Origin of the sequence: Streptomyces diastatochromogenes, assembly GCF_002242805.1 — a bacterium.
Lineage (GTDB): Bacteria > Actinomycetota > Actinomycetes > Streptomycetales > Streptomycetaceae > Streptomyces > Streptomyces diastatochromogenes.
In genome coordinates this window covers 16391-28377 of record NZ_MCGQ01000023.1, presented here as the reverse complement: position 1 = coordinate 28377, position 11987 = coordinate 16391, and the positions used below count along the sequence as shown (strand labels likewise).

The 11987-nt window shown below is 71.0% G+C and carries 8 protein-coding genes; 3 read left to right on the top strand and 5 right to left on the bottom strand.

Translation table 11 applies throughout. The annotated features are described in order from the left end of the window. Positions 1-6 precede the first annotated feature (6 nt). Positions 7-1977, bottom strand: a complete 1971-nt coding sequence (locus BEK98_RS26405; RefSeq protein WP_094219166.1) for an N-acetylmuramoyl-L-alanine amidase — start codon at positions 1975-1977, stop codon at positions 7-9. A gap of 274 nt (positions 1978-2251) precedes the next feature. Continuing rightward, entirely contained in the window at positions 2252-3397 is a 1146-nt protein-coding gene (locus tag BEK98_RS26400; RefSeq protein WP_094219165.1) for an aminoglycoside phosphotransferase family protein, read from the bottom strand. A gap of 307 nt (positions 3398-3704) precedes the next feature. On the opposite strand from BEK98_RS26400, the gene BEK98_RS26395 reads away from it, so the two are divergent. Beyond that, positions 3705-5198 carry a DNA-binding protein NsdB gene (locus BEK98_RS26395; RefSeq protein WP_094219164.1) on the top strand — a complete coding sequence of 498 codons (1494 nt, stop codon included), beginning with the start codon at positions 3705-3707 and terminating at the stop codon, positions 5196-5198. 44 nt (positions 5199-5242) lie between these two features. Here the strand turns inward: BEK98_RS26395 and BEK98_RS26390 are convergent, their stop codons facing one another. Further along, a complete protein-coding gene (locus tag BEK98_RS26390) occupies positions 5243-6679 on the bottom strand; it encodes a PP2C family protein-serine/threonine phosphatase (protein WP_094219163.1) in 1437 nt (478 codons plus the stop codon). Positions 6680-7027: 348 nt separating this feature from the next. Here BEK98_RS26390 and BEK98_RS26385 point away from each other — a divergent pair, with 348 nt between their 5' ends. Both BEK98_RS26385 and BEK98_RS26380 read left to right on the top strand, forming a co-directional pair. Continuing rightward, entirely contained in the window at positions 7028-7441 is a 414-nt protein-coding gene (locus BEK98_RS26385) for an SsgA family sporulation/cell division regulator (protein ID WP_094219162.1), read from the top strand. 139 nt (positions 7442-7580) lie between these two features. Then, positions 7581-9599 (top strand): phosphocholine-specific phospholipase C, encoded by a 2019-nt coding sequence (locus BEK98_RS26380; RefSeq protein ID WP_094219161.1) that lies wholly within the window; start codon positions 7581-7583, stop codon positions 9597-9599. Here BEK98_RS26380 and BEK98_RS26375 read toward each other — a convergent pair. Next, entirely contained in the window at positions 9589-10614 is a 1026-nt protein-coding gene (locus BEK98_RS26375; protein ID WP_094219160.1) for a Gfo/Idh/MocA family protein, read from the bottom strand. The genes BEK98_RS26380 and BEK98_RS26375 overlap by 11 nt on opposite strands. Before the next feature lie 146 nt (positions 10615-10760). After that, complete coding sequence (locus BEK98_RS26370; RefSeq protein WP_094219159.1) at positions 10761-11855, bottom strand: baeRF3 domain-containing protein; 1095 nt, start codon at positions 11853-11855, stop codon at positions 10761-10763. Between the last annotated feature and the right edge of the window lie 132 nt (positions 11856-11987).

Below are 11987 nucleotides of genomic sequence, written 5' to 3'. Positions count from 1 at the left end.
CCCCGGCTAGCCCACGGAGCCCTCCAGACGGACGTCCGCGGCGCGTACGAACGCCACCCGGTGGCCGTACTGGATCTCGTAGTACAGGTCCTTGCCGACCACGACCTGGTGCGAGTCGGTGGTGAAGGTGACCGCGTAGTAGTACTCGCCCGGCACCGCGTCACCGACCACGTACTTCTGCCCGGCCGGCAGCGTGTACGGCAGCGCCACCACCGACTGCGCGGGCACCCCCGCCGGGTAGGCCTCCTTCTCCGGATACGCGCGCCCGTACACCGGGACGCTCGTCAGACCGTCCTTCGGGGTGACGACGAGACCGGACGCCGGCACCGCCGTGGGCCGCTTGCCCGGGTTCTCGAACCAGGCCTTCTGCCCGAGGTACCAGATGGCCGTCCAGTCGCCCCAGCGGTCGGCGACCGCGTACTGCTGGCCGGTGGAGACCCGCGAGGACAGGTCGTTCACCCCGATGGTCGGATCCGTCTTCAGACCGATGTCCTTGATCAGCGGGGCGTTCACGTCGTGGTCGGAGTACAGCCGGACCTCGCCGGAGCCGTGGGCCGCGCAGGGCTCGCCCTTGGTGGTGCAGCCCGTGTACACCGGCTGGTTGGCGGCGTAGTCCGGCCGGATCGTCACCAGACCGGAGTGCTTGCCGCCCGTGGTCCTGAAGGGATGGCCCAGCAGCTGGAAGTAGTGCCGCCAGTCCCAGTACGGGCCCGGGTCCGTGTGCATACCCGGGATGGTGGAGGTGGTCGGGCCGGGCACGTTGTCGTGGCCCAGGATGTGCTGCCGGTCCAGCGGGATGCCGTACTTCCGGGCCAGGTACTTCACCAGGCGTGCCGAGGACCGGTACATCGCCTCCGTGTACCAGGCGTCCGGCGCGGCGAGGAAGCCCTCGTGCTCGATGCCGACCGACTTCGCGTTGATGTACCAGTTGCCGGCGTGCCAGGCCACGTCCTTCGCCTTGACGTGCTGGGCGATCAGACCGTCGGTCGACCGGATGGTGTAGTTCCAGGACACATACGTGGGGTCCTGGACCAGGTTCAGCACCCCGTCCCAGGTGCCCTCCGTGTCATGGATGACGATGTACCTGATGCTCTGCGCGTCCGGACGGTCGCCGAGATCGTGGTTGCCGTAGTCGTCGTTCCCGAACTGGGAGTAGGGCGCCGGAATCCACTCGCAGGACACCGACTTCGGGCACTCGGCGTCGTCCGCCGCGATCGTGCGCAGCCCCGCCCGCCTCAACTGGGTGGTGTCGGCGGCGAGGTGCGGCCGGGCGGCGAGGGCGACCCGCTGGCCGTCGTCCGTGGTGCGCTTCTCGCCCGTCCGGAGTACGTCGTACACGTCGTTCGCGTACGCCGCCGCGGTCGCCGTGTCGTCCGCTCCGGAGAAGCGGGCCACCGCGCCGTACCAGTCGGCCGGGTCGGCGCTCGCCCGCTCGCCCAGCTCCTTCTGCGCGGCGGCGAGCAGGGCGGCGCCCCCCGCGATGTTGGCGGCCGGGTCGGTGCGCAGCTCGGCAGTCGGCAGCCCCGTCAGTTCGGCCGCCTTCGGCAGCGTCTTGAGGCGGGCCGGGAGGGCCGAGTTCTCGGGCACCTTGATGTCGGGGTGCAGGGCGGCGCGGGCGCTGTCGCCGCGGGCGTCCTCGGTGCCCTCGGTGAGGTGCTCGGTGGTGGCGAGTGCGGTGCGGGCGTCGGTGAGGTGCATCGGCCCGTAGCCGCCGGTGACACTGGGCGCCCCGGCGTGCGAGTCCCAGCGGGACTGGAGATAGGAGACGGCCAGCAGGACGCTCTGCGGCACGTGGTACTCGGCGGCTGCGTCGGCGAAGGCGCGCTGGAGCCGGCCGGCCGAGGAGTCCGTCGCGCTCTGGGCCGGGGCCGCGCCGAGCAGGGGCAGCAGTAAGGCGGCCGAGGCGAGCGTACCGACGCTGCGCCTCAGGTGTCTGTGGCCGGGTGTGGGTGTGGGGTCGGTGGCGGATCCTCGCAAGTGCGGCCTCCTGTGACGGGCGGGCGGCGGGGCGTGCGGCTCCGAGCTGGACCAGTGGTACCGGCTTGCCGACGATCCGTCAATGATGCCCTCAGGCACCTGATTTCCCACGTCACAAAGGGGTTCGGCGAGTTTCGCAGCGATGGCGCGCCGGGCCTGCGGGGCGTCAGTGGCGTACACCAGTGGTCACCCACCGCGTGGGGGGCCAGGCCCGTACACACGAAGGTCCGCGGTGCGCCGCCGCTCTGGGCGCACCGCGGAACCGTCGTCCCCGTCAGCGAGTGCCGACCGCCGCGCGCACGGCCCGGCGGGCCAGCTGGCAGTCGTCGTGCAGCCGCCTGAGCAGCAGGCGCTGTTCCTCGCCGGACGGCGCAGCACCCGGGTGGGCCGTGCCCGGTGCCGCCGGGGCCGTATCGTGCATCGAACGCTGCACGGCCGTCTCGTACGTACGGATCTCCCTGGTCAGCAGGAGCATCAGGTTGACCAGGAAGGCGTCCCGGGAAGCCGGACCCGCCGACTGGGCGATCTGGCTGATCTGACGCCTCGCCACCGGCGCGTCCCCGAGCACCAGCCAGAGCGTCGCCAGGTCGTACCCCGGCAGGTACCAGCCCGCGTGCTCCCAGTCCACCAGCACTGGACCGGCCGGTGAGAGCAGGATGTTCGAGAGCAGGGCGTCGCCGTGGCAGAACTGGCCCATCCCCTGGCGGCCCGCCGCGTGCGCGATGCCGTGCAGCAGCTTCTGCAGGTCGCCCAGGTCCCGGTCGGTCAGCAGCCCCAGTTCGTGGTACCGGGAGATGCGGGCCGCGTAGTCCAGGGGGGCGTCGAACGTGCCCGCCGGGGGCCGCCAGGCGTTCAGCCGGCAGATCGCGCCGAGCGCCGCCCGGATGTCCGGCCGGGGCGGGGCCTCCATCGGATGCCGCTGGAGCGCTGCCACCCGGCCTGGCATGCGCTCGATCACCAGCGTGCAGTTGTCCGGATCCGCTGCGATCAGTCTCGGCACGCGCACAGGAGGGCGGTGCCGGACGAACGAGCGGTATGCGGCTATTTCGTGGCGGATCCGCTCCGCCCAGGCGGGCGATTGGTCGAGGAGACACTTGGCCACGGCCGTGCTGCGTCCGGTCGTCCCGACCAGAAGGACCGAGCGTCCGCTGCGGCGCAGTACCTGCACCGGAGCGAACTCCGGACAGATCCGGTGCACCGAGGCGATCGCGGTGCGCAGCTGCGCGCCCTGGGGACCGGACAGGTCCAGTCTCCCGCTGAGCGGTTGGGAGCCGGGCTGTCCCGGGACGCGCCGCGGTCGGCCCGCGCCCAGCACGGGTGCTGCCGGCCGCGCCGCCGGGTCGAGGAACGGCCCGCCGCCCGCCGGGCGGGGACGCAGCGGCCGGGGCGGAGCGGACACGGAGGACGATGCTGCGTACATGGGAGATACAGATCCCTTCGTGTGCCTGCGGTGCCTGCCTGTACATCCATGCTCAAAACCCCTGTGCGAAGTGGATACGCAATGTGGGTGCTTTGAGTTCATACGCCCACCCGGCCCGGTCGCCCGGGTGCACCCTGGGGAATGCACCCGTCACTGAGAGGGCGACCGGGTCGGGGTGGCGCGTTCCTACCTGACACCCGATGACCAGTGGCACACCATCTGGCGCACCCTGGCGAACCGTGGCGAATAGTCGCCCGGCAACCTCCACGGGGCTACTGTCAACTCAGCCGAGAACCTGGGGGCTTACGTGAGCGGACAACCCAACACCCGCCTTTCGGACCTGTTCGGCCTGGCCGGCTGGTCCAAGGGCGAACTCGCGAGGCTGGTCAACAAGCAGGCGGCGGCCATGGGCCACCCCCAACTGTCGACCGACACCTCCCGGGTGCGGCGGTGGATCGACATGGGAGAGATCCCGCGCGATCCCGTGCCGCGGGTGCTGGCGGCCCTGTTCACCGAGCGTCTCGGCCGTGTCGTGACCATCGAGGACCTCGGTCTGGTACGGCACGGGCGTACGGGGAGACGGCAGGGCGACGGGAATGCGGAACATCCCGACGGAGTGCCGTGGGCGCCCGAACGGACCGCCGCGGTCCTCACCGAATTCACGGGAATGGACCTCATGCTCAACCGACGCGGCTTGGTGGGCGCGGGTGCCGCGCTCGCCGCGGGATCCACACTCAGCAGCGCCATGTACGACTGGCTCCACTCCGACCCCACCCTGAAGGCCGACGCCCCTGTCCTCGACGATCCCCTGCATGCCGACCCCGCTGGGTTCGACCGCTATGAGGCCGCCCCCATCGGGTCGCAGGAGATCGAGGAACTGGAGCGTTCGGTGGAGGTGTTCCGGGCCTGGGACGCCGCCCGTGGCGGCGGGCTCCAGCGCAAGGCGGTCGTGGGCCAGCTCAACGAGGTGGGCGGCATGCTCGCCTACCACCACCCACCCCATCTCCAGCGGCGCCTGTGGGGCGTCGCCGCCAACCTCGCCGTTCTCGCGGGCTGGATGTCGCACGACGTCGGCCTGGAGCCCACGGCCCAGAAGTACTTCGTCATCGCCGCCCACGCCGCACGCGAAGGCGGTGACCGGCCGCGCGCCGGGGAGGCCCTGTCCCGGGCGGCCCGGCAGATGGTGCACCTCGGCCGGCCCGACGACGCGCTGGACCTGATGAAGCTCGCCCAGACCGGCTCGGGGGAGCGTCTGCAGCCGCGTACGAAGGCGATGTTCCACACCATCGAGGCCTGGGCACAGGCGTCCATGGGCAAGAGCCAGGCGATGCGCCGCACGCTCGGACGGGCGGAGGACCTCTTCGTCTCCGACCGGGAGGACCTGGAACCGCCGGACTGGATGCAGACCTTCAAGGACGAGGATCTGTACGGCATGCAGGCCCTCGCCTACCGCACCCTCGCGGAGTTCGACCCCGGTGCGGCCGCGCACGCCCAGTACTACGCGGAGAAGGCCCTGGCCCTGCGCGTCGACGGGCGGGAGCGGTCGAAGATCTTCGACCATCTGTCCATGGCCTCGGCCTGCTTCATCGCCGACGACCCGGAACAGGCCGACCGCTACGCACGGCTGGCCCTGATGTCGATGGGCTCGAACTCCTCCCGCCGCACCTGGGACCGGCTGCGGCAGATGTACCGGCTCACCGCCGAGTACTCCGGCTACCCGAGGATCCACGAACTGCGGGAGGAGATCAGGCTCGCCCTGCCGAAGCTGAAGGGCAGGGCCGACAACAGCGCACAGGCGTAAGGGCTGTGCGCTGCTTCTTCCCTCAGAAGGTCAGCTCGGCCGGCTCATGAGGTGACCTTGGCGACGAGCACACAGGCGTCGTCCTCGCGCTCGGCTCCGCCGAACTCCTCCACGACCGTCCGCACACAGTCCTGCGCGCTGCGCGCCGCGCCGAAGCGCGGGGCGAGGTCGAGCAGGCGGTCCACGGCGCCGGTACCGCCGTGCCCGGACACCAGTCCGTCGGTGTGCAGCAGGAGGAGGTCGCCGGGCTCCAGGGCCACTTCGGCCTGCCCGTAGGTGGCGCCCGTGGTGGCACCGAGCAGGACGCCGTCCGGTGCGTTCAGCATGCGCCCCGTCCCGTCGCGGTACAGCAGCGGGGCGGGGTGTCCTGCCTGCGCCCAGACCAGGGTGCGGGTCTCCGGCCGGTACTGGCAGCAGACCGCGCTGCCCAGGGCGGGCTGCACCGTGGCGTCGAGTAACTGGTTGAGCATGGCCAGGAGAGGGCCGGGCTGAGTGCCGGCCATCGCCATGCCGCGCACGGCGCCCAGCAGCATCGCCATGCCGGAGGTGACGGCGACACCGTGCCCGGTGAGATCACCGACGCTGAGCAGGGTCGCGCCGTCGGACAGCTCCAGCGCGTCGTACCAGTCGCCGCCGATCAAAGCGCTCGTGGCGGCCGGCAGATAGTGGGCGGCGAGGTCGAGGCTCCGCGGTCCCTGGTGCGGGAGCCGCAGGGAGCCGCGCCAGGGCGGCAGCACGGCTTCCTGCAGCTCGACCGCGAGCCGCTGCTCGGTCTGCGCCTGCCGTTGGTGGTGCTGGAGCGAGTCACGGGTCTCGCGCACCGTCCGCTGGCTGCGGCGCAGTTCACTGACGTCGCGCAGCACGGCCCACATCGAGGTGGTGCTGCCGTCGCCGCCGAGCACGGGCTCGCCCATCATGTGCACGGTCCGCACGGAGGCGTCGGGCCGTACGACACGGAACTCGCCGTCGATCGGCTTGGCGTCGACCAGGCAGTCCGTCACCATCCGGGTCAGCTTCGGCCGGTCCTCCTCCACGACCAGGGACGGCAGTTCGTCCAGGGTGAGGGCGGGGCCGTCCGGGTCGAGGCCGAGGATCTGGTACAGCTCCCCGGACCAGCTCGCCTCGTCCGTGAGCAGGTTCCACTCCGCGCTGCCGACACGGCTGAGCAGCGAGGCGCGCGGTGCGCCGACGGCCACCGCCGGCCGGACGACCAGGGTCTCGGCGGGCTCGTCGGCGGGGGCGGGCTCCGGGCCGTCCCGCAGCTGTGCCAAATGGGCGTCCAGATCCTTGAGTTGGTGCAGTGCGAGGTCGTACAGCGCCCGCTGCCAGCGTTCCTCCGGGTCCGAACCCTCGTTCTGCGCGTCCCGCCGTACGGCGTCCACGTCGCCCCTGAGCCGCCGCGCCTGCGTGATCAACGCCTCGACCGAGCCGCGCCCGGGCGGCTGGGCGGCTGAGCGGTCCGCGGAAACTGGGGACGGCATGACGCACTCCGAAGGGGGATGGTACGGCCAAGGGGGACGGAGGGACCGTTACGACTGTTGCACAGCCCGCGACGCCCTGTAAGGGATTTGGCAACACACGATACGGTGGTGCTTCTGGCATATGCCAGAGTCTTCCCTGGCTGATCCGAGGGTACGAATGGCGTACGTGCGGGTGGGCTCAAGTCGTAGGCCTCCTACGGGACTTGACTCATACCGTAGGGCTTCGCCGCAGTGCTCAGCCGCCTGTTCGACGCTCAGATGTTCCATGATGCCGCCGACTGCTCGATCCGCACCAACTCTGTCCGGATTTGGCGTCCTGGGAAGGGCTTCCGAAGACTCCTTAATGGCATGGACATCATCGTCGAGCAGCCCGCCCATGCCCGTCTCATCACCGCCGAGGACCGGGAGGTCCCGGTGTCGGCCCTGCTGCGCTACGCGGCGGACGACCCACTGGCCGTCTTCGTGGATTTTCCACCCGAGGCCACCCTGGCGGGCGACGAGGTCACCTGGACCTTCGCGCGCTCCCTGCTGGACCAGGGCCTGCGCGCCCCGGCCGGACACGGGGACGTACAGATATGGCCGTACGGACGCACCCGGACGGTCCTCGAACTCCATTCGCCGTGCGGTCTCGCCCTGCTCCAGTTCCCCACCTCGGCACTGCGTCGCTTCCTGCTGCACACCTACGCGGTGGTACCGGCCGGGCAGGAGGACGTGGAGGCGGTGGTGGAACGGGGTCTGAGCAGCCTGTTCGGCGGGGTGTGAGCCGCCGGCGGGGGCGGTTTCCGGACTTTGACTTTTATTCACTCGAGCCTCACCGCACGGCTGTGGACCTCGACGATCACCGCGGGCACCCTGGCGCGCGGTGTGCCGCAAGGGCACGCCGGTGACGAGGACGAGGCGAATGACACCGATCAGCCGAAGAGGCTTCGTGGGGCTCGGCGCATCCGTGGCGGCGGGGGTGGCGCTGGGCGCCGTCACCCGCAGCGCGGCCGCCGCCACGGCGACCGGCACGATCAAGGACGTGAAGCACGTGGTGATCCTGATGCAGGAGAACCGCAGCTTCGACCACTACTTCGGGCGCCTCAAGGGCGTGCGAGGCTTCGACGACCGCAGCGGCATCACCCTGAGCGGCGGCTACCCGGTCTTCAACCAGCCGAACGGAACGGGCCGCCAGTACCCGTGGAAGCTCAGCGCGACCCCGGCCGCGGGCGGCAAGGACGGCGAGACCCTCGCCCAGTGCAGCGGCGACCTGCCGCACTCCTGGTCCTCGCAGCACTCCGCGTGGAACAAGGGCCGCCTGGACAGCTGGGTCTCGGGTGTCGGCAACGTCCGCTCGCTCGGCTACCTGGACCGCTCCGACATCCCGTTCCACTACGCGCTCGCCGACAACTACACGATCTGCGACGCCTACTTCTGCTCCGCCCTCAGCGCGACCGGACCCAACCGCACCTTCCTGTGGAGCGGCAAGGTCGACTCCACCAGCTACGACGGCGGCGACGAGTCGGGCCTGACCTGGCAGAACTACGCCGAGGCGCTGCAGGCCGCCGGGGTGACCTGGAAGGTCTACCAGAACGCGGCCGACAACTACGGCGACAACGGCTGCGCCTACTTCAAGAACTTCGCGAACGCCAAGGCGGGCGACCCGCTCTACGACCGCGGCATGTCCTCCGTCCCGAAGGCCACCGGCTCCACCCCGGACGACATAGCCGCCGCCATCAAGGCCGACGTCCTCGCGGGCACCCTTCCGCAGGTCTCCTGGATCGTCCCCAACCAGGCCTTCTCCGAGCACCCGTACGCCCCGCCCGGCGACGGCGCCCACTTCGTCAGCCTCGTCTACCAGGCCCTCGCGGCCGACCAGGACGTGTTCGACTCCACCGTCCTGTTCCTCAACTACGACGAGAACGACGGCTACTTCGACCACGTCCCGCCCCCGGTCCCGCCCGCCGGAACCGCGGGTGAGTTCCTCAACGGGGTGCCGTACGGCTTCGGCTTCCGCGTCCCGATGATCGTCATCTCACCCTGGACGCGTGGCGGCTGGGTCTCCTCCGAGGTCTTCGAGCACACCTCGGTGCTGCGGTTCCTGGAGACCTGGACATCGGCCATCGGCAAGCCTGCCAACTGCCCCAACATCAGCGACTGGCGGCGCAAGGTGAGCGGCGACCTGACCGGTGTCTTCGACTTCGCCAACCCGGTCTACGGCTCCGTCTCGCTGCCCGCGACGAGCGTCATCGGCCTGGGCACCTGTGGCCCGCTGCCCAACCCCGTGCCGACGAACAACGCCCTGCCCGCCCAGGAGTCCGGCACCCGCGCGGCCCGGGCGCTGCCGTACCAGCCGGGCGGATACCTGGACCACCTGGAGTTCGGGGCAGCCGGCAAGATCCTCGCCTGGTTCACCATGACCAACCAGGGCGGCCCGGCGGCCAGGGCGGCGCACTTCTCCCTCCACCCCAACGCCTACCGCGACACCACGCCGTACCAGTACACGGTCGACGCGGGCGGCACCGCCTCCGACTACTTCAACATCGGCACGGGCTTCGGGGCCGGCAAGTACGACCTCACCATGGTCGGCCCCAACCGCTTCCTGCGCCGCTTCCAGGGCGATGCCACCAAGGCGGGCAAGTCGGCGGAGGTGAGCACCCGTTACGCGGTGGAACCCGGCACGGGCAAGCTCGCGATCTACTTCAAGATGGCCAACTCGGGTACGTCGTCGGTGAAGTTCACCATCACCTCCAACCACTACCGCACCGACGGTCCCTGGACCTACACCGTCGCCGCGGGAACCTCGACGGAGGACTACTTCAACGCCGTCGCGTACCAGAACGGCTGGTACGACTTCACGGTGACCGTCGACTCCGACGCGACCTGGTCGCGCCGGTTCACCGGGCACCTGGAGACCGGCGCCCCGAGCGTCAGCGGCTGACCCCGGCGTAGAGGTCCGGGCGCGGGGCGAGGTCGACGGCCACCCGGCCGCCGGTCTCCAGCGCCCGGACCCCGGCCTCCGCGACGACGGAGGCCGCGTAGCCGTCCCAGACGCTCGGGCCGGTGACCTCGCCGCGCCGGGTGGCGTCGACCCAGGCCTGCACCTCGCGGTCGTAGGCGTCGGCGAAGCGGACGAGGTAGTCCTGCGCCACCTCCTCGGCGGCACTGCCCCGGCGGGTGACCAGCATGGTGTGCTCGTCGCCGATCCGGGCGCTGCCCGCCTCGCACACGGCCTCGCAGCGCACCTGGTAGCCGAAGCCGCAGTTGACGAAGACCTCCACGTCGACCAGGGCACCGCGCTCGGTCTCGAAGAGCACGAACTGCGGATCGATCAGGCCCTCGGGCGCACCCGCCGAGGACGCCGGGCGCAGCACGGTGACCGCCGTCAGCTCCTGTCCGAGCAGCCAGCGGGCCGCGTCGATCTCGTGCGCGACGGAGCTGTTGATCAGCATGGCGCTGGTGAAGTCGGGCGGCGAGGAGACGTTGCGGTGGGTGCAGTGCAGCATCAGCGGACGGCCCAGGCTTCCCCCGTCCAGCAGGGCCTTCAGCCGCCGGTACTCGGCGTCGTAGCGCCGCATGAAGCCGATCTGGGCCAGCCGGCGGCCGAGCCGCGCCTCGGCCTCCACCACCCGCAGCGCACCTGTGGAGTCCGGCACCATGGGCTTCTCGCACAGCACGGGCAGGCCGCGCTCGAAGGCCGCGAGCAGCGCCTCCTCGTGCGCGGGGCCGGGGGAGGCGATCAGCACGGCCGACACGCCGGGCGCCTCCAGCGCGGCCACCGGGTCCGTGTGCACGGCGACGCCGTCCAGGCCGGCCACCGCCTCCTTCGCGCGCTCGCCCTGGGGGTCGGCCACGGCGGCCACCCTTGCGCCGCTCACTACCTGATCGAGGCGTCGTATGTGGTCGGCTCCCATGTGTCCGGCACCCAGTACGGCCACACCCAGCAGGTCACCCATGTGCGCGCTCCCTCTCGCCGACGATCACGCCGTAGCGTACGCCGCGGGGGGAGCGCTGCCCGGGGTGTGCCTGAGTAGGGCCGCCCGGGGTGTGCCTGAGTAGGGCCGCCCGGGGTGTGCCTGAGGAGGGCCGCCCGGGGTGTTCCTCAGTACCGCAGCACCCCCGCGATGCCGTTCTCGTCGCCCAGCGTCCCGTCGGGGACGAAGCGCACAGCGGCGCCGGTCTCCAGACACTTCTCGACGATCTCGTCCACGATGTCGTCGCGGGAGTCCAGGTCACCGGGCTCGGCCGGGATGAGATGGTCACCTTGATCACGGACGGTCACGCGGTAGTTCTCCTCGACCGCGAGGAGCCGGACGCGGCCGTCCCGGGCGTTCTGCCACAGCTCGTCCACCCCGGCGGCGAAGGCCTTGTGCCCGCGTGCGGAGGTCAGTTCCCTCATGACGGACGTGGTGTCCTTGCGGGCCTCCTCCTCCAGGACCGGCCGCAGCGCCTGCCACACGGCCTCCGGACCGGCGTGGGCGAGGCCGCCGCGCGGGACCTGCACGGCGGACTTCGCGGCGCTGCCGACGTCGACCAGCAGGGACAGGGCCGCCTGCTCGCCGGTGATGTACAGGGGGCGGGGCTCGTCGCGCAGCACCGTGCTCAGGGCGGTGTCCGCCTCGCGCAGGAACTGGCGCGTGCCCTCGTCGACGTAGATGCTCGGGATGTCACCGATCTGCTCCTGGCGCTCCGCGTCGAAGTTCTCGCGGCCGCGGACGAGCGGGAAGCTGCCGGAGTGGTCCTTGACGACCCGGTCGGGGCCGCCGCTCCACAGGGTGACACGGTCCGCGGCGACCGACAGCACCCAGAAGGGCCGCTCGGCGGCCTGCGCGGAGACCAGATTGCGGGTGAGGAAGGTGTCCGAGAACACCACCCGCTCGGGGACGGTGCGGGCCAGCGACCAGACCTGGTGCTCACCCGGGGCGGCGAAGATCACCAGACCGTCCTCGGCGTGCGCCAGATCCACTTCCGCCAGTGCGCGGTCGAGCTGTGCCACGATGTCGGCGCGCCGCTCCCGGGTGACCGCGGGGTCGGATTCCAGCCGCTTCCTGGCCTCGGCCACCACATTGCGCAGCCGGACCGGGTCCTGGCCGTTCTCGGGCTCCCGGCGGTGCGTCGGCGTCAGCACGGACACCGCGGGGTAGGGACGCGGACGCCGCAGTTCGGCGAGGGTTGCGGGACTCAGTGCGTGCTCCATGACAGAACGATAGGGCGGATTCACGTGTCCGGCATTCGGGGCACAAAGGACTCCTGAACGCACTGTGTCGTAGATCGCATGCGCTGCGTGAGCGCTGGTCCAACTCCCTTGGATACGGCCTGTTTACATTTG